The 23,107-nt window shown below is 61.7% G+C and carries 20 protein-coding genes; 9 read left to right on the forward strand and 11 right to left on the reverse strand.

The features are described 5' to 3' along the window. The first annotated feature begins 60 nt into the window (after positions 1-60). Positions 61-825 carry a sulfite exporter TauE/SafE family protein gene (locus B2J77_RS03560; protein ID WP_078479387.1) on the forward strand — a complete coding sequence of 255 codons (765 nt, stop codon included), beginning with the start codon at positions 61-63 and terminating at the stop codon, positions 823-825. On the opposite strand, the gene B2J77_RS03565 is transcribed toward B2J77_RS03560, so the two are convergent. Next, positions 815-1,129 carry a putative quinol monooxygenase gene (locus B2J77_RS03565; RefSeq protein WP_078477998.1) on the reverse strand — a complete coding sequence of 105 codons (315 nt, stop codon included), beginning with the start codon at positions 1,127-1,129 and terminating at the stop codon, positions 815-817. The two genes, B2J77_RS03560 and B2J77_RS03565, sit on opposite strands and share 11 nt — an antisense overlap. A gap of 159 nt (positions 1,130-1,288) precedes the next feature. Between B2J77_RS03565 and B2J77_RS03570 the strand changes: the two genes are divergently transcribed. From B2J77_RS03570 to ggt, 3 genes are all read left to right on the forward strand, one after another. Continuing rightward, entirely contained in the window at positions 1,289-1,879 is a 591-nt protein-coding gene (locus tag B2J77_RS03570; protein WP_078477999.1) for an NAD(P)H-dependent oxidoreductase, read from the forward strand. An 82-nt stretch (positions 1,880-1,961) separates the two neighbouring features. Further along, positions 1,962-2,867, forward strand: coding sequence for a LysR family transcriptional regulator (locus B2J77_RS03575; RefSeq protein ID WP_078478000.1), 906 nt, complete (start codon positions 1,962-1,964; stop codon positions 2,865-2,867). A 110-nt stretch (positions 2,868-2,977) separates the two neighbouring features. After that, positions 2,978-4,645 carry a gamma-glutamyltransferase gene (ggt, locus tag B2J77_RS03580; protein WP_078478001.1) on the forward strand — a complete coding sequence of 556 codons (1,668 nt, stop codon included), beginning with the start codon at positions 2,978-2,980 and terminating at the stop codon, positions 4,643-4,645. 163 nt (positions 4,646-4,808) lie between these two features. Here ggt and B2J77_RS21265 read toward each other — a convergent pair. From B2J77_RS21265 to B2J77_RS03615, 6 genes are all read right to left on the reverse strand, one after another. Then, positions 4,809-6,178, reverse strand: a protein-coding gene (locus tag B2J77_RS21265; protein WP_416231881.1) for an IS3 family transposase whose coding sequence is annotated in 2 segments (ribosomal slippage) — positions 4,809-5,696 and positions 5,699-6,178 — 1,368 coding nt in all. Because the reading frame shifts where the segments join, the coding sequence is not laid out codon by codon here. 191 nt (positions 6,179-6,369) lie between these two features. Beyond that, entirely contained in the window at positions 6,370-8,289 is a 1,920-nt protein-coding gene (locus tag B2J77_RS03595; RefSeq protein ID WP_078478004.1) for a HAMP domain-containing methyl-accepting chemotaxis protein, read from the reverse strand. 204 nt (positions 8,290-8,493) lie between these two features. Further along, positions 8,494-9,369 (reverse strand): neutral zinc metallopeptidase, encoded by an 876-nt coding sequence (locus tag B2J77_RS03600; RefSeq protein WP_058604860.1) that lies wholly within the window; start codon positions 9,367-9,369, stop codon positions 8,494-8,496. A gap of 148 nt (positions 9,370-9,517) precedes the next feature. Next, positions 9,518-10,603 carry a tRNA (uridine(54)-C5)-methyltransferase TrmA gene (gene trmA / locus B2J77_RS03605; protein ID WP_058604861.1) on the reverse strand — a complete coding sequence of 362 codons (1,086 nt, stop codon included), beginning with the start codon at positions 10,601-10,603 and terminating at the stop codon, positions 9,518-9,520. Next, positions 10,600-11,895 (reverse strand): NCS2 family permease, encoded by a 1,296-nt coding sequence (locus tag B2J77_RS03610; RefSeq protein ID WP_023534351.1) that lies wholly within the window; start codon positions 11,893-11,895, stop codon positions 10,600-10,602. Before B2J77_RS03610 ends, trmA begins: the two co-directional genes overlap by 4 nt. 201 nt (positions 11,896-12,096) lie before the next feature. Continuing rightward, positions 12,097-13,317 carry an MFS transporter gene (locus tag B2J77_RS03615; RefSeq protein ID WP_078478005.1) on the reverse strand — a complete coding sequence of 407 codons (1,221 nt, stop codon included), beginning with the start codon at positions 13,315-13,317 and terminating at the stop codon, positions 12,097-12,099. Positions 13,318-13,671: 354 nt separating this feature from the next. Between B2J77_RS03615 and B2J77_RS03620 the strand changes: the two genes are divergently transcribed. The 3 genes from B2J77_RS03620 to B2J77_RS03630 are packed head-to-tail and all read left to right on the forward strand — an operon-like array spanning position 13,672 to position 16,283. Continuing rightward, positions 13,672-15,108, forward strand: coding sequence for a cytochrome ubiquinol oxidase subunit I (locus tag B2J77_RS03620; protein ID WP_078478006.1), 1,437 nt, complete (start codon positions 13,672-13,674; stop codon positions 15,106-15,108). 3 nt (positions 15,109-15,111) lie between these two features. Next, entirely contained in the window at positions 15,112-16,119 is a 1,008-nt protein-coding gene (gene cydB / locus B2J77_RS03625) for a cytochrome d ubiquinol oxidase subunit II (RefSeq protein WP_058604864.1), read from the forward strand. An 11-nt stretch (positions 16,120-16,130) separates the two neighbouring features. Then, positions 16,131-16,283: a DUF2474 domain-containing protein gene (locus B2J77_RS03630; RefSeq protein ID WP_058637221.1), complete on the forward strand. Its 153-nt coding sequence runs from the start codon at positions 16,131-16,133 to the stop codon at positions 16,281-16,283. A 76-nt stretch (positions 16,284-16,359) separates the two neighbouring features. Here B2J77_RS03630 and B2J77_RS03635 read toward each other — a convergent pair whose 3' ends face one another. Both B2J77_RS03635 and B2J77_RS03640 read right to left on the reverse strand, forming a co-directional pair. Continuing rightward, on the reverse strand, positions 16,360-17,484 hold the full coding sequence (locus B2J77_RS03635; protein ID WP_078478007.1) for a methyltransferase: 1,125 nt from the start codon (positions 17,482-17,484) through the stop codon (positions 16,360-16,362). Positions 17,485-17,580: 96 nt separating this feature from the next. Next, positions 17,581-18,288 (reverse strand): autoinducer binding domain-containing protein, encoded by a 708-nt coding sequence (locus tag B2J77_RS03640; RefSeq protein ID WP_058637219.1) that lies wholly within the window; start codon positions 18,286-18,288, stop codon positions 17,581-17,583. A 205-nt stretch (positions 18,289-18,493) separates the two neighbouring features. Here B2J77_RS03640 and B2J77_RS03645 point away from each other — a divergent pair, with 205 nt between their 5' ends. After that, positions 18,494-19,270, forward strand: a complete 777-nt coding sequence (locus B2J77_RS03645) for a ferredoxin--NADP reductase (protein WP_058637218.1) — start codon at positions 18,494-18,496, stop codon at positions 19,268-19,270. A 78-nt stretch (positions 19,271-19,348) separates the two neighbouring features. Here the strand turns inward: B2J77_RS03645 and mscL are convergent, their stop codons facing one another. Continuing rightward, positions 19,349-19,759: a large-conductance mechanosensitive channel protein MscL gene (gene mscL, locus B2J77_RS03650; RefSeq protein WP_023534347.1), complete on the reverse strand. Its 411-nt coding sequence runs from the start codon at positions 19,757-19,759 to the stop codon at positions 19,349-19,351. A gap of 178 nt (positions 19,760-19,937) precedes the next feature. Between mscL and radA the strand changes: the two genes are divergently transcribed. Next, positions 19,938-21,308: a DNA repair protein RadA gene (gene radA, locus B2J77_RS03655; protein WP_058637217.1), complete on the forward strand. Its 1,371-nt coding sequence runs from the start codon at positions 19,938-19,940 to the stop codon at positions 21,306-21,308. A 62-nt stretch (positions 21,309-21,370) separates the two neighbouring features. Here radA and B2J77_RS03660 read toward each other — a convergent pair whose 3' ends face one another. Continuing rightward, entirely contained in the window at positions 21,371-22,888 is a 1,518-nt protein-coding gene (locus tag B2J77_RS03660; protein WP_058637216.1) for a nucleobase:cation symporter-2 family protein, read from the reverse strand. Positions 22,889-23,107 lie beyond the last annotated feature (219 nt).

Consider the following 23,107-nt stretch of genomic DNA (forward strand, 5'->3'; position numbering starts at 1 on the left):
ATAGGCTGACCACGAATATGACAGATGTTCAGCACGTCATGCATTGACCATGATGGGCACATGATGACCTTCACAGCGTTTTACCAAGACCTTGGCCCATTGTTGACTGCGCTGGTATTTGCCTCCTTTCTTCTGGCAGGTGCCGTCAAAGGCGTGATCGGGCTCGGCCTGCCAACCGTTGCCATGGGGCTGCTGGGCCTGGCTATGCCACCTGCGCAGGCTGCTGCGTTGCTGATCGTCCCCTCCACGGTGACCAACCTCTGGCAACTGGCGGCAGGGGGGCATTTGCAGGCGTTGCTGCGCAGGCTGGGCCCGATGCTGGCCATGATTTTCATCGGCACCTTGCTGGGCAGTATGTGGCTGGGCATCAGCAGTGGCCCCTGGGCCGCGCATGCACTGGGGGGCGCACTGATGCTCTATGCCGTTTACGGGCTGGCTGGGCCGGCCTTGCGCGTTGCGCGGAAACGGGAAGGGTGGCTAGGTCCTGTCTGCGGCCTGGCTACCGGGGTGATCAGTGCGGCCACGGGCGTGTTCGTGATGCCGGCAGTGCCTTACCTGCAAAGCCTTGGTCTTAACCGTGATGAGATGATTCAGGCCCTTGGGCTGGCATTTACGGTGTCCACCCTGGCGCTGGCCTTCGGCCTTGCCGGGCAGGGCGTACTCGGCGGTCCGGCGCTGGGTGCCTCTTTACTGGTGGTGGTGCCCGCCCTGCTTGGCATGCAGGCGGGCCAGTGGCTGCGTCGACGCGTCAGCGCACAGGTGTTTCGCCGCTGTTTCTTCGTGGGCCTGATGCTGCTGGGCGTGCATTTGCTGATCAACGGTTAGCGGATGAGCCGCTGAGCATGTCGACCCGTTGGATTTCGAAGTCGCGCTCCAGGTAATCCATGCGCCGGTCGAAAAAAGCGGCCATGTGCGGCAGGGCCGAGTGCACATCCAGTGCCGCCTTGTTCGCCCAGACTTCGAAGAACACGAACAAGCTCGGGTCCTGCTGATCGCGCAGCATGTGGTATTCGATACAGCCAGGTTCGCGGCGGCTGGGCTCGACATAGGGCCGGAACAGTCGCTCGAAGGCTTCTGCCATTTCCGGGCGTGTCTTGGCTTTGAGAATGAAGGCGTACTGCTCGTTCATGACGTTCTCCTGCTTCGGGAGTGCTAGAGATTAAAGCAATAATCCCTGTCGATTCGTGATCTTGAGGCAAATGTATTTTGCCGTTGATTGGCTGTTTCCCAACCGGGCCTGACTTTAACCTGCTTGCCTGCAATCAGTGTCCAGGTCCGGGAGGCCCCTATGAAAAATATCCTGCTACTCAACGGCGGCAAACAGTTTGCCCATTCCGCCGGGCAGCTCAATACCACCCTGCACGAGGCCGCACTGGCGCACCTTGACCGTGCAGGTTTCGACGTGCGCCAGACCTTCATCGACGGGGGCTATGACGTGCAGGAGGAGGTGGAGAAATTCCTCTGGGCTGACGTGGTGATCTACCAGATGCCAGGCTGGTGGATGGGCGCGCCCTGGACCGTCAAGAAGTACCTCGATGAGGTCTTCACTGCCGGGCATGGCAGCTTGTATGCCAGTGATGGTCGTACTCGCTCGGATCACACGCAAAAATACGGCAGTGGCGGGCTCATTCAAGGCAAGCAGTACATGCTGTCGCTCACGTGGAATGCTCCGCAGCAAGCGTTCGACGAGGCTGACGACTTCTTCGAGGGCAAAGGTGTGGATGCGGTGTACTTCCCTTTCCACAAGGCGCAGCAGTTCCTGGGCATGAGCGGCTTGCCGACCTTCCTGGCCACCGACGTCATGAAGCGACCGGATGTCCCGGCCGCGTTAGCGGCCTATCAAGCGCACTTGGACCGCGTGTTCGGCAAAGCTCAGTAGCCCTCTGGCTTGCGGGCATCGCTGGACTTCCCTCGCGCAAGCGGCTATCTAGACCCTGGCGACTCTATCCACAGGCCTTGATGTGAAAACCCGATCCGAAGAACTCCAGGTGTTCGTCGCCGTCATCGACGGTGGGTCTATCTCTGCAGCGGCCGCGCAGATGGGCCAGACGCCCTCGGCAGTCAGCCGAACCCTGGCGCGCCTGGAGGCCAAGCTGGGCACCACGCTGGTCAACCGGACCACCCGGCGCATGGACCTGACCGAGGAAGGACGGTTCTTTCTCGAACAGGCAAGGCAGGTGCTGCGACAGATGGACGAGCTGGAAGAGCGCCTGGCGATGAACCGGCAGACGCCCACCGGTCGCCTGCGGGTCAACGCGGCCACGCCATTCATGCTTCACGCCATCGTGCCCTGGATAGGCGAGTTCCGGCAGCAGTACCCCGGCATCGAGTTGGCGCTCAACACCGATGACCTGATCATCGACTTGCTTGAGCACAGTACCGACGTGGCCATCCGCATTGGCGAGCTGGCCGATTCCAGCCTGCACGCGCGCAACCTGGGTTGCAGCCCGGTGCAGGTACTCGCCAGCCCGGTTTATCTGAGGCGTCACGGCACACCGCAGCGGGTCGAGGATCTGGCCGATCACTGCCTGCTTGGCTTCAGCCAACCCGAGACGCTGAACCAATGGCCTCTGCGCCATGCTCAGGGCGAGCACTGGACCATTCGGCCCACGCTGGTCGCGTCCAGCGGCGAGACGCTGCGCCAGCTGGCGCTGGCCGGGGAGGGCATCGTCAGCCTGTCGCACTTCATGACCCACGAAGACATTCGCAGCGGCCGTCTTCAGGTCGTGCTGCCCCAGGCCAATAACGGCCACCGTCAGCCCATCCATGCGGTGTACTACCGCAATACCCAACTGGCCCTGCGCATTCAATGCTTCCTGGATTTCATCCAGCGCAAGTTGGCGATCTACGCCTGTTCAGTTGCCTGAACGCGACATCTGCTGCCTAGGGGCGGCGCGTTCTCGACGATGAGATTGCACAGGCCTGACGCTTGGGTCTTACTGACGGTCCCACAAGAACAACACCCAAGGAATGTGTCATGCGTAGCGTCCCTTTCCAGTACCTGGCTCTGGCAGCCGCGCTGTTGGGCAGCTCATCGGTGTACGCCGTTGCCCTGGAGGGCGGGGCTGTCGCCGCGCCTGATCAGTACGGCGCCCAGGTAGCCGCCGATATCCTGAAAAAAGGCGGCAACGCGGTCGATGCCGCGGTAGCCACCGCATTCACGCTGGCAGTCACTTACCCCGAGGCCGGCAACATTGGCGGTGGTGGTTTCATGACGTTGTTCGTGGACGGCAAGCCCTATTTCCTCGACTACCGTGAAGTGGCGCCCAAGGCGGCCACGCGCAACATGTACCTGGATGACAAGGGCGAAGTGATCGAGAACCTGAGCCTGGTGGGGGCCCGTGCTGCGGGCGTACCAGGCACGGTGATGGGCTTGTGGGAGGCCCATCGCAAGTTCGGCAAGCTGCCATGGAGCGAGCTGCTGACACCGGCCATCGGCTACGCCAAAAACGGCTTCAAGGTCGCGGACAAGCAGTATCAGTACCGCAACGATGCCCAGGGCATGTTCAAGACCGCCACCAACTTCAACGACTACTTCGGCAGCATGAAGGTCGGTGAGCTGTTCAAACAACCCGAGATGGCCCAGACCCTCGAGCGCATCGCCGACAAGGGCGTGAGCGAGTTCTACCAGGGTAAGACCGCCGACCTGCTGGTGGCGCAGATGCAGGCCGATAAGGGGCTGATCACCAAGCAGGACCTGAAGGACTACAAGGCCGTGTGGCGCGAGCCAATGGCCGTCAGCTGGCGCGGCAATGTGGTGTACACCGCGCCTCCGCCCAGTTCCGGTGGGGTTGCCCTGGCCCAGCTGTTGGGCATCAAGGAGGACCGTGCCGCCGATTTCAAGGGTGTGGCGCACAACTCTGCGCAGTACATCCACCTGTTGGCCGAGATTGAAAAGCGCGTCTTCGCCGATCGGGCCGACTACCTTGGCGACCCGGCTTTTACAAAAGTGCCCGTGGACCAGTTGGTGGCCAAGGATTACCTGGCTAAGCGCGCAGCGCAGGTCAATCCCAAGGCCATTTCCGCCACCGATAAGGTCAAGCCAGGGCTGGAGCCGCACCAGACCACGCATTTCTCCATCGTCGACAAGGCCGGCAATGCAGTCAGCAACACCTACACGCTCAACCTCGATTACGGCAGTGGCGTGGTGGTCAAGGGGGCCGGGTTCCTGCTCAATGACGAGATGGACGACTTCAGCGCCAAGCCAGGTGCTGCCAATGCGTTCGGCGTAATCGGTGGCGATGCCAATGCCATCGAGCCGGGCAAGCGCATGCTGTCTTCAATGAGCCCCAGCCTCATGACCCGTGACGGCAAGGTGGAGCTGGTGATCGGCACGCCGGGTGGGTCGCGTATTTTCACCTCGATTTTCCAGGTGATGAACAACCTGTACGACTACGGCATGCCGCTGGACAAGGCAGTGGCTGCGCAGCGGGTGCACCACCAGTTGCTGCCCAAGGACACGATCTATTTCGACAGCTATGCGCCGCTGACCGGGCAGGTGGCCGCTGATCTGAACAAGATGGGTTATGTGTTGGAGGACCAAGGCTGGGAGATGGGCGACATCCAGGCCATTCGGGTCAATGGACAGACGCTTGAGACCGCGTCCGACCCACGTGGTCGTGGGGTAGGGATGGTAGTGAAGTGAAAAGGCTGATGGCGCGCCGGAGTGCTGGCATTCAGCCAATGGCTGGGGACCGCAACAAAAGCTGAGGCCGCTGTGCGGCCTATCGCGGCACAAGGCCGCTCCCACAGGATTCGGGTAGCCTCTGGATACGCAATGAGCTGCGCCCCAAATGTTGGACAGTTGGTTAGCCTATCTCAGCCTGAGTCCTGTAAGCCACAGGGCTCAGGCCGTTGAGCTTCATTTTGATTCGATCATGGTTGTAATAATGGATGTATTCATCCAACCCCGCCTTAAGCTCAGCCACGCTTGCGAAGCGCTCACGGTGGAAGTACTCCGATTTGAGCGTCCCAAAAAAGCTTTCCATCGCCGCGTTGTCCAGGCAGTTGCCCTTGCGTGACATGCTCTGTTCAAGCCCTGCTTCTTTCAACCGCTTGCAGTAGTCAGGGTATCGATAATGCCAGCCTTGATCTGAGTGCAAGAGCGGCCGGCTGTTAGCTGGTAGCCTATTGATTGCTGTCTCCAACATTTCGCCTACCAAGGTAAATCGGGGTCGGGAGTCGGTACGATAGGCAACGATCTCGCCGTTATAAAGATCCATGATCGGAGAAAGGTATAGCTTCTCACCTGCCACTTTGAACTCGGTAACATCCGTTACCCACTTTTGATTTGGCTGGTCTGCGCGGAAGTCGCGCTTAAGGATGTTGGGGGCGGCTTCGCCCATTAGCCCCCGATAAGATTTGTACCTCTTGGGGCGCACTGTACATTTCAGGTCCAGTTCGGCCATCAGACGGCGTACCTTCTTACTGTTAACCGATTGCCCTTCGCTACGCAGCGTAGAGGTGACTCGCCGATACCCGTAGCGGCCGCGGTGCCGGTGGCTGATGTCTTGTATCAACGTTTTGAGCGAGGCACACCGATCCCCAGCCTCGAGCACGCCGAGCTGGTAATAATAAGTGCTGCGCGACAAATGAGCTGCTTTGAGCAGCCAGGCAAGCGGGTAAAGCTTACGTAGCGCCGCGACTAGCCGGGTTTTTTCCTGGCTATCTTCTTCTTCGCCTTCTCCTCGTCTAGCTCCTCGAGCTTTTTTAGATAGGCGTTCTCCGCTTCGAGCTGGGCTAGCCTTGTCAGCAACTGCTCACGAGTGAGTTGCTCAGTAGGCGTGGATGAAACGTCTTCAGACTTGCTGGGTGCTTTAGGCATCGCGGTAATCACTGGCTTCTTACGGGGCGGTCGGGGTTGATGTCCGCCACTGTAATACTGTTCCTCCCAACTGCGAACCAGTGTGGAATTGCCGAGGTTGTAAAGCGCTGACGTGGCACGCAACGAAAGGTCTTCGCGCCATTTATGATGAAGAACAGCGAGCTTGAACTCGGCGCTGTAATGGCGGCCTGTTTTCTCCAGACTGGCCTGACCGTGCGTACGGTAGGCCGCGACCCAGCGACGAAGGAGCGTCGGATCCATTTGGAACTGTGCGGCAACATGGCGAAAGCCATACCCGCGATCAAGAAAGGCCTGAATGGCTGACAGCTTGAACTGCTTTGAATACCTGCGCATAAAAACCCCAAAAGTGGACGGATGTCCAACATTTGGGGCGCAGCTCACAAACCCGTGGGAGCGGCCTTGCCGGGGCGCCGGACCGGCCGCGATGGGCCGCAAAGCGGCCTCAGGTAACCAGCTCCACGACAGGCTGCACAAACTGCTGCGGCGCCTCTGCTACGGCCCCCCGTCCAACCCTTTGCTTCAGGTCAAACCCGGAACCGGCTGACCAGCATTTGCAACTCACCCCCAAGCCGCGCCAGCTCAACGCTCGACGCCGCCGTCTCGTCGCTGGCCGAGGCCGTCTGCTCCGACACATCGCGCACATTCAGGATGCTGCGGCTGATCTCTTCAGCCACCGCGCTCTGCTGCTCGGCCGCAGCGGCAATCTGCTGGTTCATCGACTGGATGCTCGACACGGTGCCTGTGATGTTCTCCAGCGACTCACCCGCCTTGCGCGCCAGTTCGACGCTGCTGTCGGTCAAGGCGCGGCTGCCCTGCATGGCATTGGCCACCTGCTGGGTGCCATTCTGCAGGCTGGCGATCAGCTCTTCGATTTCCTCGGTCGACTTCTGCGTACGCTGAGCCAGCCCGCGCACTTCGTCTGCCACCACGGCAAAACCGCGCCCGGCTTCACCCGCACGCGCCGCCTCGATGGCCGCGTTGAGGGCCAGCAGGTTGGTCTGCTCGGCCACCGACTTGATCACGTCCATGACGCTGCCGATTTTCTGGCTTTCCTGCTGCAACGCGGTCATGGCCTCGGTGGAGCGGTGCATGTCCTGCGCCAGGCGCTCGATCTGGCAGATTGCCTCGCCCACCACCCGATCCCCGGCCCGCGCTTCGCCATCGGCACCTGTGGCCGCCTGCGAAGCCTGTTCGGCATTGCGCGCCACTTCCTGAACCGTGGCGGCCATCTCGTGCATCGCCGTAGCCACTTGGTCGGTTTCGACTTTCTGGCTGTTGGCACCGGCACTGGTCTGTTCGGTCACGGCTGACAGCTCCTCGGCAGCGCTGGCGATCTGGGTCACGCCATCGCGAATGCCGCCGATCAGCTCGCGCAGGGTCGTGCCCATGCGGGCAATGCCTTGCTGCAGCACCCCCAGCTCGTCGCGGCGGGTGACATGCAACTGCTGGGTCAGGTCACCGCTGGCGATTTTCTCAACCGCGGCCAGGGTGTCCTGCAACGGCCGGGTGATCTGCCGGGTGATCAGGACGGCTGCCACGATGCCCACCAGCAATGCCAGCAGGGTGGCGATGGTCTGCAAGGTGCGCGCCTGGCTGCTTTCGACGTCGCGACGCTCCAGCTGGATCTTGTACAGCGCATCGCTGTGCTTGACGATGTCCGCGCCCTGAACCGTCATCTCGGCGCGCGCACTGGTAATGGTGGCCACGGCATCGCGGAATTGACGCGTAGCTTCACGGTAGTCGGTGACTGCGCGCTCGAGCTGTTGCACCCGCTCGCTTGGGCCGGACAGCTCACGCTTGAGACTATCGACCACCGCAAGCGCCGCATCGAGCTGGCGCAGAGCCGCTTGTTCATTGTCCGCCGTGTTGTCGGCGATGTAGCCGCGTACATCGATACGCACCTGCATCAGTTGCTGGCGGGCCTTGCTGATCAGCTGGTACTGCGCAAGGCGCACGCTGTCGGCCTCTGGGCGAGCCATGACTTCCTGGCTCAATGCCTCCATGGCTTGGTCAGCCTGGTTACCGGCGCGGGTCATGGCGGCGCGGGCGGCACGGCTGGCGTCATAGCCCTGGCGCATCTTGGACAGCGATACCTTGTAGGCGCTGATGATGTCGCCCAGTTCGCCCAGCAACTTGACGTTTTCAGGGCTCTTGAACGTGTGCTCCAGGTAAGCCTGCTGCTTGCTGAAGGTGTCGAGCTTGGCCAAGGTGTTGGCAGCAGCGGCGTCATCGCCGTTGGCGATCATGTATTGCAGGCGGGCGATACGCAGGTCGGTAAGGTCCTTGTTCAACTGGCCGATGTCGCTCATCCAGTTGCTGCGGTCGATGAGACCGCCCAGGCTCGTCCAGCCCACCAGGGCCAGCAGGCCGGTCAGGATCAGCACCAGGCCGAAGCCCAGGCCGAGTTTGAGGTTGACGCTGATATTGGCAAACCAGCTGTTCATGCACGCACTCCAGAAGTTGTTTTCGCTCTCTTGATCTCCGATCGCAAGGCGTTGTTATTCTGGATGCCCGCTCAATCGTGCTGGAGTTATCGGCCGTTGGCGAGGAAGCTGAAACGCTTTTTCAGCCGTAAGGGCGATACGGCGCGTTTCAGCGACCACAGGTGCTGTAATAGTCGAATCAATCAGGTGCAACGCTGAACATGTTCAGAGATTACGCGCGCTGAAGGTGTCGCAGCTGTCGACGTCGCCTTGAGCGAACCCGGCCTTGAACCAGCGTACGCGTTGCGCCGAGGTGCCGTGGGTGAACGAGTCGGGCACCACGCGCCCTTGACCTTGTTGCTGCAGCCGGTCGTCACCGATGGCATTGGCGGCATTGAGCGCTTCCTCCACATCGCCAGGTTCCAACCAGTTCAGGCGTTTTTGTGCCTGGTAGGCCCACACGCCAGCAAAACAGTCAGCTTGCAGTTCCTGGCGCACCAGCAGGCCATTGCTGCCTTCCATGCGCTGGCCGCTGCGTCTTGCCGCATCCACCTTGGCCGAGACGCCAAGCAGGGTCTGCACGTGGTGGCCGATTTCATGGGCGATCACGTACGCCTGGGCGAAGTCGCCGGCAGCCGAGAAGCGTGTTTCCATTTCCCGGAAGAACGACATGTCCAGGTACACCTGCTGATCCGCCGGGCAGTAGAACGGCCCGACCGCCGCGGTGGCAAAGCCGCAGGCAGAATTCACCTGACCACTGAACAGCACCAGCTTGGGGTCCCTGTACTGTTTGCCGGACTGGGCGAACAGGGCTTGCCAGGTGTCTTCGGTGTCGCCCAATACGGAGGCGACGAATTCTGCCTGCTGGTCATTGGCCGGTGGCGCCTTGCCATCGGTCACGGCAGGCGCTTGCTGCTGCATCTGGCCAGTCAGTTGACCGAGGATCTGCAAGGGATCCTGGCCCGTCAGCCAGCCGATCCCGACAATCAGCAAGATGGCGCCAAGCCCCAATCCTTTGCCACCGCCAAAGCGCATGCCACCGCCACCTGCGCCCCGTGCATCGACCACATTGTCGCTACGCCGGCCTTTTCGCCATTCCATGAGTGCTCTCCAGAGCGTGAAACAAGAAGACAAATATTAGTTCAACACAGCCTCAGGTGTCAGAGCACCGGCAGCTGTCTAGCGCATTGGAGATTGCCGGGGCGGCTGAATTCAATTTCATCGGCCCCGACCTGCACAGGGTCCAGGCTCAGCGCCGCACCAGCAGCACACCGCTTTCCATGTGGTGGGTGTAGGGGAACTGATCGAACAACGCGCAACGCTCGATCCGGTGGGTATCGTGGAGCTGGGCAATGTTCGCCGCGAGTGTTTCCGGGTTGCACGAAATGTACAGGATCCGCTCGAAGCGCCGGGTCAGCTCGCAGGTGTCCGGGTCCATGCCGGCGCGCGGCGGATCGACGAAGACCGTGCCGAATGCGTAGCTTTTCAGATCGATGCCTTCCAGGCGGCGGAACGGGCGCACCTCGTTCAGCGCCTGGGTCAGTTCTTCAGCCGACAAGCGCACCAGCCGCACGTTATCCACAGCGTTTTCGGCCAGGTTGCTCAGTGCAGCATTGACCGAGGTCTTGCTGATCTCCGTGGCCAGCACCTGGCGCACCCGGGTGGCCAGCGGCAAGGTGAAGTTGCCGTTGCCGCAGTACAGCTCGAGCAGGTCGTCATCGCGCTCGCCAATGGCCTCGAAGGCCCAGCTCAGCATCTTTTGGTTCACGGCGCCGTTAGGCTGGGTGAATGCACCTTCAGGCTGGCGATAGCTGAACACACGGCCGGCCACGTCGAGCTTTTCAACCGCATAGTCACGGCCGATGACCAGGCGCTTGCCCTTGGAGCGGCCGACAAGGCTCACTCCCAGGTCTTCAGCCAGTTGCCGCGCAGCCACTTCCCACGCTTCGTCCAGCGGGCGGTGGTAGCACAGGGTGACCATCGCATCACCGGCCAGGGTGGTGAGGAATTCCACCTGGAACAGGCGATTGCTCAATGCCTCGCTGGCCTGCCAGGCCGCCTTCAGGCGCGGCATCAGGTCGTTGATGCGCTCGCTGGCAATCGGAAAATCGTCGATCAGGATAGCCTTGTGCTTCTCGCCAGGGGCGAACATCGCATAGTGGCGCTGGCCGTCCTCGCGCCACAGGCGGAACTCCGCACGCAGACGATAGTGCGCGCGCGGCGAGTCGAACACGGCAGGCTCTGGCGCACCAAAGGGGGCCAGCAGCGCACGCAAGCGGGCGGCCTTATCCTGCAGTTGCGCGTCGTAGGCGCTAGGGTCGAATGCAGCACTCATGCGTTGAACCAACCCAATTTGATGACGAACAGGATGGAAAGAATCACCAGGGCCGCGTTCAGGTCATGGCGACGCCCGGAAATAAGCTTCACGGCGGTCCAGGCGATGAAGCCGAAGGCAATGCCGTTGGCAATCGAATAGGTCAGCGGCATGGCCAGCGCGGTAACCACCACCGGGGCGGCTTCGGTGACATCGTCCCAGTTGATTTCCGCCAGGCCCGAGGCCATCAGCACGGCAACGAACAGCAACGCTGGCGCAGTGGCGAATGCCGGTACGCTGCCGGCCAGCGGCGCGAAGAACAGGGCCAGCAGGAACAGCACGGCGACCACGATGGCCGTTAGGCCCGTACGGCCCCCGGCGCTTACGCCAGCCGCAGACTCGATGTAGCTGGTGGTGGTCGAGGTGCCCAGCAGCGAGCCGGCCATGGCCGCGGTGCTGTCGGCAATCAGGGCGCGGCCCATCTTCGGCATGTGGCCGTCCTTGCCCATCAGCCCGGCGCGCTTGGCTACGCCAATCAGGGTGCCGGAGTTATCGAACAGGTCGACGAACAGGAAAGCGAAGATGACGCTCACCAGGCCCACATCCAGCGCCCCGGCAATGTCCAGTTGCAGGAAGGTCGGCGCCAGCGAAGGCGGCATGGACACGATGCCCCCGAATGGCGTCACGCCCATGGCAATGGCGGCCACAGTCACGGCCAGAATGCCGATCAACACGGCGCCGCGCACCTTCAGCGCTTCCAGGCCTACGATCAGGAAGAAGCCCAGGGTGGCCAGGATCGGTGCCGGCTGGCGCAGGTCACCCAGGCCAACCAAAGTCGCAGGGTTATCCACGACGATGCCCGCGTTATGCAGCGCGATCAACGCCAGGAACAACCCGATACCCGCCGCAATGGCCGAGCGCAGGGGCAGGGGAATGCTGTTCACGATCCATTCCCGGATCCGGAAGATCGACAGCAGGAAGAACATCACCGCCGACAGGAATACCGCGCCCAGGGCCACCTGCCAGGTGTGCCCCATGTGCAGCACCACGGTGTAGGTGAAGAATGCGTTCAGGCCCATGCCCGGCGCCAAGGCGATCGGGTAGTTGGCGATCAGGCCCATGGTGGTCGAGCCAATGGCCGCCGCCAGGCAGGTCGCGACGAACAGCGCACCCTTGTCCATGCCCGTCTCGCCGAGGATGCTCGGGTTGACGAAGAGAATGTAGGCCATGGCCAGGAAGGTGGTGACGCCCGCCAGTATCTCGGTGCGCACATTGGTGTTGTGTGCTTTTAGTTGAAACAGCCTTTCCAGCATGCCCGCTCCCCGAGGCGCCCCCGGCGCCATGAATATGTCGACCCCATCAGCAAAGCACAGACCGTACCGGCTGCCGTGATTTCTATGGGGCAGAAAAAAGCCGCGCATCATACCAGCATGCCGTGCAGGGGCCTATGGCCGTCTGGGAATAGACCGGCCCCGCCCGGTGCGCATGGCGTGCAGGGCCGCTGGGGTGGCTTTTCAGCCTTCGTGCAAACGGTCTCGGTTGGCCAAGGTGGGGAACAGTTTTATCCACACCCCCGTCACCACCAGGGTCCCCACCCCACCCATGACGACGGCCGGGACCGTACCAAACCAGTGCGCGGTGACCCCCGATTCGAATTCGCCGAGCTGATTGGAGGCACCGATGAATAGCCCGTTGACGGCGCTGACGCGCCCGCGCATTTCATCCGGGGTATGCAACTGCACGAAGGCGCCTCGAATGACCATGCTGATCATGTCGGCAGCGCCCAGCACCACCAGGACCGCCAGGGAAAACCAGAAGGACGTCGAGAGGCCGAACGCAACAGTGGCCACGCCAAAGACGCCAACTGCCGTGAACATGGTTCGGCCCACCTTGCGCTCGAAGGGAAAGCGCGCCAACCACACCGACATGAGCAACGCGCCCACCGCGGGCGCCGAACGCAGCAGCCCAAGGCCCAGCGGGCCTGTCAGCAGGATGTCCTTGGCAAATACCGGCAGCAGCGCCGTGGCCCCGCCCAGTAGCACGGCGAACAAGTCCAGCGAGATGGCGCCCAGGATATCCGGTCGGCTGCGAATGAAACGAATGCCGGCCAGCAGCGACTCGACGGTGGCACGGCCGCGTTGAACGACCTGTCCTCGCACGTGCAGGCTCAGGGTCAGCCCACAGGCTATGGCATAAAGCACCACAGTCGGGCCGTAGACCCAGCCGCTGCCGAAGGCATACAGGAACCCGCCCACGGCGGGGGCCACGATGGTGGCCGACTGAGTCGCAGAGGCCGAAGCGGCGACCGCTCGTGGAAACAGGCCCGCGGGCACGACGTTGGGCAACAGCGCCTGGGTCGCCGGCATCTCGAACGAACGGGTGGCGCCGAGCAGAAACGCCAGCACGAAAATCAACTCGCGGCTGACCTGGTCCGTGGCGCTGCCCAGCGCCAGGGCCAGTGCGATCAGCCCTTGCAGGCCTTGGCACAGAGCGGCGACCTTGCGCCGGTCATAGCGGTCGGCCACATGGCCTGTATGCAGCATGAACAGCACACGGGGTGCAAATTCCACCAGCCCCACAAGCCCCAGGTCCAGCACGTTGCCGGTCAGCTGATACAGGTGCCAGCCAATCGCCACGGTCAACATCTGGAATCCGCTGGCGGTGAAGACCCGTGCCAGCCAGAACGCCAGAAAAGGGCGATGATGACGCAACAGCAGCGGTTCAGTCTCGGACATCGGACACCTGTGACCTCGATGCAAGGAAGCTCCGCAGCCTATCATCTGTATGTAACAAATAGTTGCTGTTTACCGTGTTCGACACAGTTTCCGTGCCGCTGAACAGGGGGTGGGGCAACCGGTCACGCGGCAAACAACCACACCTCGCACCGGGCTGTTCGGGGCTATGCTTGACTCATATCGTTGACCTGGATCAATCGTTACGTTTGCAACGATCCCCGACGATTTCGGCCTTTGGCCGCAATCCCTGCACATCGAACAGAACAATTCCAACATGCCGTACTCGACTATGTGGGGGCAGTGGGCGAAAGGGCCGAGTGCCCGACCGCCGGATTATCTGATGAGGTAGCACCTATGTTCGGTCTGGAGGCACTGGATCTTGCCCGGATCCAGTTCGCGTTTACCGTATCCTTCCATATCCTGTTTCCTGCCATCACCATCGGCCTGGCCAGTTACCTGGCGGTGCTCGAAGGGCTGTGGCTCAAGACAGACAGGCAGGTCTATCGAGACCTGTACCACTTCTGGTCGAAAATCTTCGCAGTCAACTTCGGCATGGGCGTGGTCTCGGGCCTGGTCATGGCCTATCAGTTCGGCACCAACTGGAGCCGTTTCTCCGAATTTGCAGGTTCGGTCACCGGGCCCTTGTTGACCTACGAAGTGCTGACTGCTTTCTTCCTCGAAGCAGGTTTCCTGGGGGTGATGCTCTTTGGCTGGAACCGCGTGGGCCGTGGGCTGCATTTCTTCGCTACCTGCATGGTGGCGCTCGGAACGCTGGTTTCCACGTTCTGGATCCTGGCCTCGAACAGCTGGATGCATACCCCGCAAGGTCACGAAATCATCGACGGTCGCGTGATTCCGGTCGACTGGTTCGCTGTCATTTTCAACCCTTCGTTCCCGTTCCGCTTGATGCACATGGCCACGGCGGCGTTCGTCGCCACCGCCTTCTTCGTGGGCGCGTCGGCCGCCTGGCACCTGCTGCGGGGGCGCGACAACCCTTCAGTGCGCAAGATGCTCTCCATGGCCATGTGGATGGCGTTGATCGTCGCGCCGATCCAGGCAGTGATCGGCGACTTCCACGGCCTCAATACCCTCAAGCATCAACCGGCGAAGATCGCCGCTATCGAGGGGCATTGGGAGAACCGCCCCGGCGAGCCTACTCCGTTGATCCTCTTCGGCATCCCGGACATGCAAGCTGAAACGACACGGTTCAAGATCGAGATCCCGGTGCTCGGTAGCCTCATCCTCACCCACAGCCTGGACAAGCAGGTGCCGGCCTTGAAGGAGTTCCCGCCTGAAGACCGGCCCAACTCCACCATCATCTTCTGGTCCTTCCGCATCATGGTGGCGCTGGGCATGCTGATGATCGCCGCTGGCGTGTGGAGCCTTGTATTGCGCAAGGGCGGCAAGCTGTACACCTCGCGGCCGTTCCTGCACTTCGTGACCTGGATGGGGCCTTCCGGGTTGCTGGCAATCCTCGCCGGCTGGTTCACCACCGAAATCGGCCGCCAGCCCTGGGTGGTCTACGGGCTGATGCGCACAGCCGACGGCGTTTCCAACCACAGCTATACCCAGCTGGGGTTCACCCTGGTGGCGTTCGTGGTGGTGTACTTCGCGCTGTTCGGCACCGGGTTCGCCTACATGATGCGCCTGGTGCGCAAGGGCCCGCATACCGGCGAAGGCGATCAGCAGCGTCCGGGCGGTCCTGGCCGCAAACGCACGCCGGCGCGGCCATTGTCCGCCGCCGACGAAGGCAGCGATGCCACCACTGCAGACCTGAGCAAGGGGAACTGAGTCATGGGTATCGATCTTCCACTGATCTGGGCCGTCATTATCATCTTCGGCGTCATGATGTACGTGGTGATGGACGGTTTCGACCTGGGCATCGGCATGCTCTTCCCCTTCGTCAAACAAGAGCGTGACCGGGACGTGATGATGAACACAGTCGCACCGGTCTGGGATGGCAACGAGACCTGGCTCGTGCTGGGTGGCGCGGGGCTGTTCGGCGCGTTCCCGATGGCTTACGCGGTCGTGCTCGAAGCGCTCTATCTACCGCTGATCCTGATGCTGATCGGCCTGATCTTCCGTGGCGTGGCCTTCGAATTTCGCTTCAAGGCCACCGATGCTGGCCGCCATCTATGGGACAAGGCGTTCATCTGGGGTTCTCTGGTGGCGACGTTCTTCCAAGGCGTAGCGCTGGGCGCCTTCATCGAAGGCTTCAAGGTGGTGGATCGGCATTACGCCGGCGGCTCGCTGGACTGGCTGACACCCTTCAGCATGTTCTGCGGCCTGGGGCTGATCGTGGCCTATGCACTGCTGGGGTGTACCTGGCTGATCATGAAGACCGAAGGGCCGCTTCAGGAGCAGATGCACAAGCTGGGGCGGCCGCTGGCGCTCGTGTTGCTGGCCGTCATGGGTGTCGTCAGCCTGTGGACGCCAATCGCCTATCCGCAGATTGCCGACCGCTGGTTCAGCATGCCCAACCTTGTGTGGTTCATGCCGGTGCCGATCCTGGTGCTGTTGACCTTCTACAACCTGTTCAAGGCAGTAGCCCGCAGCGCGAACTACACACCGTTTCTGTTGACGCTGGGGCTGATCTTCCTGGGTTACAGTGGCTTGGGCATCAGTCTGTGGCCCAATATCATCCCGCCATCGATCTCGATCTGGGAGGCTGCCGCGCCACCGCAAAGCCAGGGCTTCATGTTGGTGGGAACGCTGTTCATTCTACCGCTGATCCTGGGTTATACCTTCTGGAGCTACTACGTGTTCCGCGGCAAGGTCACCCATGACCAAGGCTATCACTAGGAGACTGCACCATGACCCGTGATCAGGACGTGGCAAGCAAGAAACCGCTGTGGCAGCGCCTGGGCTGGCTGGTGCTGATCTGGGCGTTGAGTGTGGCCGCGCTGGGTGTGGCGGCATGGTTGATGCGCCTGTTCATGAGCGCAGCCGGCTTGACCACCCACTGAACCCCGGCATCAGCCGGTAGTACGCCGAACGCGCCTGCTCACCCAGGCGCCGTACGCTGTTCCACCTAGTCGACAGTTACTTGCGCGCCTTGAGCACCACGAATTTGGGCGTTGCCGCCACCTGCTCCACGCCCCGGAACAGGCGGGCAAGCTTGCTGTGATAGCCCAGGTGGCGGTTGCCCACGATGTACAAGGCGCCGCCGACCACCAGCGCCTCGCGGGCCTGCTGGAACATACGCCAGGCCAGCACGTCACCCACCACTTGCTGCTGGTGGAAGGGCGGATTGCACAGCACTACATCCAATGACTGTTTTTCGATGCCGGCCAGGCCGTCTGCGGCCAGGAAGTCGGCTGGGCGATCACCCAGCGCACGCTGCCAGTTTTCCCGTGCCGATTGCACGGCCATATACGACTCGTCCACCAAGGTATACTGGGCGTCTGGATTTTTTAGAGCGCTGGCGATGGCCAGCACGCCATTGCCGCAACCCAGGTCCGCGACCCGGGCGTTGCCCAGGTTATCCGGCAGATGCGGAAGAAATGCCCGTGTGCCAATGTCCAGGCCTTCACGACAGAAGACATTGGCATGGTTGAGCAACTCCAGCGCTGGCGATTCGAGGCGATAGCGGCTGGGGTAGGGCGATGTAAAGGCAGGGCGCGCATCCACCGTGGCGGTCAGTAGCCGGGCTTTTTTACGTGCCAGCGAGGCTTGCACAGGGCCGACATACTTTTCCAGCAAGTCGCCGGCAGCACGGGGAAGGTGCTTGATCATAGCCCCGGCAATCACCTGCGCCTGCGGCGCCAGGTGCCCTTGCAGCCTAATGAGTTGATCTTCGAGCAAGGCAAGCGTCTTGGGCACCCTGACCACTACCCGATCAAAGGGGCCGTTCCAGGTTTGACAGGCAGGCACGAACGAAACGCTGTCGGCAGGCAGGCCGTTACGTGCCAGGTTCTTGGCCAGCGCGAGTTGAGCAAGGTAGGAGTCGCCGCTGCTGGTCACCTGCAGGTGCCTGGCGAGGCTTGCCGCCAGCGCCCCGAAACTGTCGTTGAGCACTAGCACACGGCTGCCGGCTGGCAACGCCTGGGCATGCAATTGTTCGAGCAGGTACTCATCGGCGGCGTCAAAGGCCTGCAAGGGATCGTTGGCCTGGTCCGGCTGGCGGATCAGATCGAGTTCGGCGAAGGGCGTGGTCAACAGGGGCATGGCAATCTGGCTCGGGTACAAAGCTGCCCGCAACCGTTCGCTGCGGGCTTAGTCGAGCGATTCTACAGGGCTTTGGCTGGGCTCGCAGGCCCGGGATCAGATCCAGCCGCGCAACGCGGCGATGGCGACAGCGCCCGCTTTGTTGGCGGCGTTGGTCTTGGTAATGACGCTGCGAATGTGAAAGTTCACCGTACTCTGCGACAGTGACAGGATGCAGGCGACATCGGAAGCAGTCTTGCCTGCCGCAGACCACTTCAGCACTTCCAACTCGCGTTCGCTCATTTTGGGCTGGGAGGGGCACAGTGCATCGAGGTGATGCGCGCTCAGCACCGCATGTACGGTATGGCACAACCACTGGATGGCCCCGGCTTTTTCGAACAGCTCGGCGGTCTCGACGGTGCGCAGCGGCCTGGACACGCTCATCTGGCTTTCGTTGTGCTGCAGATCATGCAAGGACTGGGTCCAGCCATGACGCAGGCCATGCTCGCAGGCTGCCTCGCGAAAATGCGGTGCCTCGCGGTAGACCTCATCGCTCCATACCACAGGATTGGTCGAGCGGTGGCTGAGCGCAGCCGCTGCGTCCTGCTTGTAGAATTCTCCGCGCTGGTAGCGCTCGATCCATGCGCTGGGGTAATTGCTGTACAAGTAATGCCGTGGTGTCTGGGTAGCAATCTGAATGCGAAGCTTAAGTCCCACATACTCGAAACCCAGATCCTGAACCAGATGCACCGCGATGTCGAACAGCTTCCGAGGATTACGCTCACTCACCAGGGCGTGTAGGTGCTCGGGGTTCCAGTGAAACATGTGAGTCTCCAAGGGCGACGCGGCCCAGTCCGTATGGGTTCGAAGGCAGTGTAGATAGCTCCAAACCGGTGTGTCCGTCTTTTTCGCTATAACTGTGCTGTGCTTCTGTATATCTTTGTACAACTTTCGAAGCCGCAAAAACCCAGTGGTTTTTATCGCGGGCGCTTTGCGCGACACTGTAGGGCCCCAAGATATGGAGCCCGACATGACCGCCAGCGACGAAAAATTCACCCGCCAGACCTTGCTCGAGGTTCAGCCGCTCACGCCGAACCTCTTCAGCCTGCGGGTCACCCGTGATGCGGGTTTTCGCTTTCGCTCCGGTCAGTTTGCTCGCCTGGGCGTGACCAAGGCTGATGGCAGTGTGGTTTGGCGCGCCTACTCCATGGTCAGTGCACCCCACGACGAATACCTTGAGTTCTTTTCAATCGTAGTGCCGGGTGGCGAATTCACCAGTGAGCTTAGCCGACTGGGTGAGGGCGATTCGCTCCTGGTGGAGCGGCAAGCCTTTGGCTTTCTCACCCTCGACCGTTTTGTCGACGGACGCGACCTGTGGTTGCTGGCCACGGGTACAGGCATCGCGCCGTTCATGTCGATTTTGCAGGACTTCGAAGCCTGGGAACGCTTCGACAACATCAAGCTGGTGTATTCGGTGCGTGAGGCCAAAGAGTTGGCCTATCTGGACGAGATTGCTGGCTTGGAGCAGCGTGAGTACCTGGCCGAGCATGCCGGCAAGTTGCAGTTCATCCCGGTCGTGACACGTGAGCGACATCCAGGCGCCCTGAATCAGCGCATCACCACCTTGATCGAAAGCGGCGAGTTGGAAAGGGCGGCAGGGCTTGAGCTGTCACCGGAGCATTCGCGAATCATGCTGTGCGGCAACCCTGAAATGATCGATGAAACGCGCAAGGTGCTCAAGGCCCGTGATCTGCAATTGAGCCTTAGCAAACGGCCGGGCCAGGTGGCCGTCGAGACGTACTGGTAGCCGGCGTGCCGCTACAGGCTACAGGGGCGCAGCGGTGCATGAAGCTTTGCCGCTTCCTGCAGCCTGTAACGGTGCACTTCAGGGCCGGTTCTGAGCCTTGAGCAGGTCGCGAATCTCGGTAAGCAGGGTCTGCTCGGGGGACGGCGCGGGCGGTACGCTTGGCGCCACGGCCTCTTCGCGCTTGAGCCGGTTGATGGCCTTGACGCCCATGAAGATCGCAAAGGCGATGATCACGAAATCGATCACGGTCTGGATGAACTTGCCATAGGCCAGCACCACGGCCGGGACGTCGCCTTGCGCCGCCTTCAAGGTGATGGCCAGGTCGCTGAAGTCAACGCCGCCGATCAGCAGGCCCAACGGTGGCATGACCACGTCGCCGACGAAGGACGAGACGATCTTGCCGAAGGCCGCGCCGATGATGATACCTACCGCCATGTCGACGACATTGCCTTTGACCGCGAAGGCCTTGAACTCACTGATCATGCCCATGTTTCGATTCCTTTGTAACAAATGGTGAGGTAAACGCAGTGTAAGCCACTTAAACGCTTCATGCGCTGCATTCAGGGGTAGTGACTTCCGTCGCACCGAATAGTTTTGTCGCATCCCAAGGCATTCGGGGCACGGCCAGCCTCGGGTATCATGCAGGTTTTGCCCGGAGGCACTCCCCATGGCCAAGGCCAAGCGCTTGTATGGCTGCACCGAGTGCGGCGCGACTTTTCCGAAATGGGCTGGCCAGTGCGGCGAGTGTGGCGCCTGGAACACGCTGGTCGAAACCATGATCGAGAGCGGCGGCGCCGCAGCACCCAGCACGGGCCGCGCCGGCTGGACGGGGCAGCAGGCACAGATCAAGACCCTGGCTGAGGTCAGCGTCGAGGAGATCCCGCGCTTCACCACCAGCAGCACCGAGCTCGACCGGGTGCTGGGCGGTGGCCTGGTTGATGGCTCTGTGGTGTTGATCGGTGGCGACCCTGGGATCGGCAAATCGACGATCCTGCTGCAGACCCTGTGCAACATCGCCGTCGGCATGCCGGCGCTGTACGTCACCGGCGAGGAATCCCAGCAGCAGGTGGCCATGCGCTCCAGGCGTCTGGGCCTTCCCCAGGACCAGCTCAAGGTGATGACCGAAACCTGCATCGAGACCATCATCGCCACCGCCCGTCAGGAAAAACCACGGGTAATGGTGATCGATTCCATCCAGACCATTTTCACCGAACAGTTGCAATCGGCCCCAGGCGGGGTCGCGCAGGTGCGTGAAAGTACGGCGCTGCTCGTGCGTTATGCCAAGCAAAGTGGCACGGCGATCTTCCTGGTGGGCCACGTGACCAAGGAAGGCTCGCTGGCAGGCCCGCGGGTACTGGAGCACATGGTCGATACCGTGTTGTATTTCGAAGGCGAATCCGACGGTCGCCTGCGGCTGCTGCGGGCGGTGAAGAACCGCTTCGGCGCGGTCAACGAGTTGGGCGTGTTCGGCATGACCGACCGAGGTTTGAAAGAAGTCTCCAACCCCTCGGCGATCTTTCTCAATCGCACCCAGGAAGAAGTCCCCGGCAGTGTCGTGATGGCCACATGGGAAGGCACTCGGCCAATGCTGGTCGAGGTCCAGGCACTGGTCGATGACAGCCACCTGGCCAACCCGCGCCGCGTGACCCTGGGCCTGGATCAGAACCGCCTGGCCATGCTGCTGGCCGTTCTGCACCGGCACGGGGGCATCCCGACCCACGATCAGGATGTGTTCCTGAACGTGGTGGGCGGTGTGAAAGTACTGGAAACGGCTTCGGACCTGGCATTGCTCGCCGCCGTCATGTCCAGCCTGCGCAATCGGCCGCTGGCCCATGGCCTGCTGGTGTTCGGGGAAATCGGCCTGTCGGGTGAGGTGCGGCCTGTGCCCAGTGGCCAGGAGCGGCTCAAGGAGGCTGCCAAGCACGGCTTCAAGCGCGCCATCGTGCCCAAGGGCAATGCACCCAAAGAGGCGCCTGCAGGGTTGGATGTGATCGCCGTGACGCGTCTAGAGCAGGCGCTGGATGCCTTGTTCGAATAATTCACTGGCAAAAAAAAGGGCCGACGATGCGCATCGGCCCTGTACAACACCCACCTGATGGATCAGTGCTCGATGACCGCCGCGCGCTTGGCCGGCTCGCTGCCGTGCTCGTCCTGGCCCCTCATCGGCACCTCGTGGCCTTCGGCATCGAACAGCCTGCCATCCTTGAAATAGTCCCCGTCGCGTAGTGCGGAGATATCCGAGTAGCGAATGGTGCGTTCGTAGCCGGCAGCGAACACCGACTGCTGGTCCGAGTTGCCTGCCGTGAAATGGTTGAAGATCAGGTTCAGCAGGATGGCCATGATCGCCGCCGAGCTGATGCCTGAGTGGAAGATGGTTTCGAACCAGTTGGGGAACTGATGGTAGAAGGCCGGTGCGGCGATCGGGATCATGCCAAAGCCCAGGGAAGCGGCGACGATGATCAGGTTGACGTTGTTCTGGTAGCTGACCTTGGACAAGGTGCGAATGCCGCTGGCTGCCACCGTGCCGAACAACACGATGCCCGCGCCGCCCAGCACGGGGGTAGGCACCGCGGCGATGATGCGCCCCATGATCGGTAGCAGGCCCAATACCACCAGGATCACACCGCCGGTGGCCACCACGTAGCGGCTGCGCACGCCAGTCACGGCGACCAGGCCGACGTTCTGGGCGAATGCACTTTGCGTGAACGAGCCGAACACCGGCGCGAGGATACTCGAGGCCATGTCGGCACGCAGGCCATTGCCCAGGCGCTTGGAGTCGACCTTGGTACCGATGATCTCACCCACGGCCAGGATGTCGGCCGAGGTTTCGACCAGCGTCACCATGATGACGATACACATCGACAGGATGGCGGCGATGTGGAATTCCGGCATGCCGAAGTGAAAGGGCGTGGGGAAGGCGAAAACAGGGCCTTCGGTAACCTTGCTGAAGTCGGTCATGCCCAGTGCCCAGGCGATCAGCGTACCGACCACCATCGCCAGCAGGATGGACAACCGGGATATAGTCGCGCTGCCCAGTTTGCTCAACAGCAGCACGATGGCGAAAGTGAGGGCGGCCAGGCCAATGTTGGCCATGCTGCCGAAGTCAGGTGAGGCGCTGTTGCCACCCATCACCCAGCGCGCGGCCACCGGCATCAGCGTCAGGCCGATGGTGGTGATCACGATGCCGGTGACCAGCGGTGGGAAGAACTTGGTGATGCGTGAGAATACCGGGGTGATCAGCAGCCCTATCAGCGAGGCGGCCATCACCGCGCCCAGCACCCCCGGCAGCCCGCCCCCACTCTCACTGCTGAGGATGGCGCCCATGGTGGCGACGCCGGCAAACGACACCCCTTGTACCAGGGGTAGTTGGCAGCCGAAGAACGGCAGGCCGAGGGTTTGCAACAAGGTCGCCAAGCCACCTGCAAACAGCGAAGCGGCGATGAGCATACCGATTTCTGCGCCATTGAGGCCTGCGGCCTGCCCCAGGATCAGGGGTACGGCAACGATTCCCCCATACATGGTCAACACGTGCTGCAGGCCATAGGCCAGATTGGCACCCAGGCCGAGGTTTTCGTCCTCTGGCCGCTGGGCGGGAGACGTGCTTGTGGACGTAGTCATGGCGCAGGCTCTCTGTTTATTGTTGTGGAGCTACTGTAGTCAGTTATTGCCTACAGGTACTACACAAATTGTATACAATTTTTTGATCCAAGCGCCGTCATGGGCAGCCTTGGGGCGTACGCGACCTTGTTGCAGGAGGCATACCAACCCAAAGCGCTTGTACGAGAGGGTGTATACAACGGTGCCTGAGACAGGCAGGAAGCTGTCTAGATGGACAGG

Source organism: Pseudomonas parafulva (assembly GCF_002021815.1).
In the GTDB taxonomy this organism is placed as follows: domain Bacteria; phylum Pseudomonadota; class Gammaproteobacteria; order Pseudomonadales; family Pseudomonadaceae; genus Aquipseudomonas; species Aquipseudomonas parafulva_B.

What these genes read in the sequence shown, in the direction of transcription:
- trmA (WP_058604861.1), bottom strand. Translation starts at nt 10,603, where the DNA reads ATGAGTGCTGCATTCGACCCTAGCGCCTACGACGCGCAACTGCAGGAT.
- B2J77_RS03595 (WP_078478004.1), bottom strand. Translation starts at nt 8,289, where the DNA reads ATGAACAGCTGGTTTGCCAATATCAGCGTCAACCTCAAACTCGGCCTG.
- B2J77_RS03615 (WP_078478005.1), bottom strand. Translation starts at nt 13,317, where the DNA reads ATGTCCGAGACTGAACCGCTGCTGTTGCGTCATCATCGCCCTTTTCTG.
- B2J77_RS03620 (WP_078478006.1), top strand. Translation starts at nt 13,672, where the DNA reads ATGTTCGGTCTGGAGGCACTGGATCTTGCCCGGATCCAGTTCGCGTTT.
- B2J77_RS03610 (WP_023534351.1), bottom strand. Translation starts at nt 11,895, where the DNA reads ATGCTGGAAAGGCTGTTTCAACTAAAAGCACACAACACCAATGTGCGC.
- ggt (WP_078478001.1), top strand. Translation starts at nt 2,978, where the DNA reads ATGCGTAGCGTCCCTTTCCAGTACCTGGCTCTGGCAGCCGCGCTGTTG.
- B2J77_RS03630 (WP_058637221.1), top strand. Translation starts at nt 16,131, where the DNA reads ATGACCCGTGATCAGGACGTGGCAAGCAAGAAACCGCTGTGGCAGCGC.
- cydB (WP_058604864.1), top strand. Translation starts at nt 15,112, where the DNA reads ATGGGTATCGATCTTCCACTGATCTGGGCCGTCATTATCATCTTCGGC.
- B2J77_RS03660 (WP_058637216.1), bottom strand. Translation starts at nt 22,888, where the DNA reads ATGACTACGTCCACAAGCACGTCTCCCGCCCAGCGGCCAGAGGACGAA.
- B2J77_RS03645 (WP_058637218.1), top strand. Translation starts at nt 18,494, where the DNA reads ATGACCGCCAGCGACGAAAAATTCACCCGCCAGACCTTGCTCGAGGTT.
- B2J77_RS03640 (WP_058637219.1), bottom strand. Translation starts at nt 18,288, where the DNA reads ATGTTTCACTGGAACCCCGAGCACCTACACGCCCTGGTGAGTGAGCGT.
- B2J77_RS03560 (WP_078479387.1), top strand. Translation starts at nt 61, where the DNA reads ATGATGACCTTCACAGCGTTTTACCAAGACCTTGGCCCATTGTTGACT.
- B2J77_RS03565 (WP_078477998.1), bottom strand. Translation starts at nt 1,129, where the DNA reads ATGAACGAGCAGTACGCCTTCATTCTCAAAGCCAAGACACGCCCGGAA.
- B2J77_RS03570 (WP_078477999.1), top strand. Translation starts at nt 1,289, where the DNA reads ATGAAAAATATCCTGCTACTCAACGGCGGCAAACAGTTTGCCCATTCC.
- mscL (WP_023534347.1), bottom strand. Translation starts at nt 19,759, where the DNA reads ATGGGCATGATCAGTGAGTTCAAGGCCTTCGCGGTCAAAGGCAATGTC.
- radA (WP_058637217.1), top strand. Translation starts at nt 19,938, where the DNA reads ATGGCCAAGGCCAAGCGCTTGTATGGCTGCACCGAGTGCGGCGCGACT.
- B2J77_RS03635 (WP_078478007.1), bottom strand. Translation starts at nt 17,484, where the DNA reads ATGCCCCTGTTGACCACGCCCTTCGCCGAACTCGATCTGATCCGCCAG.
- B2J77_RS03600 (WP_058604860.1), bottom strand. Translation starts at nt 9,369, where the DNA reads ATGGAATGGCGAAAAGGCCGGCGTAGCGACAATGTGGTCGATGCACGG.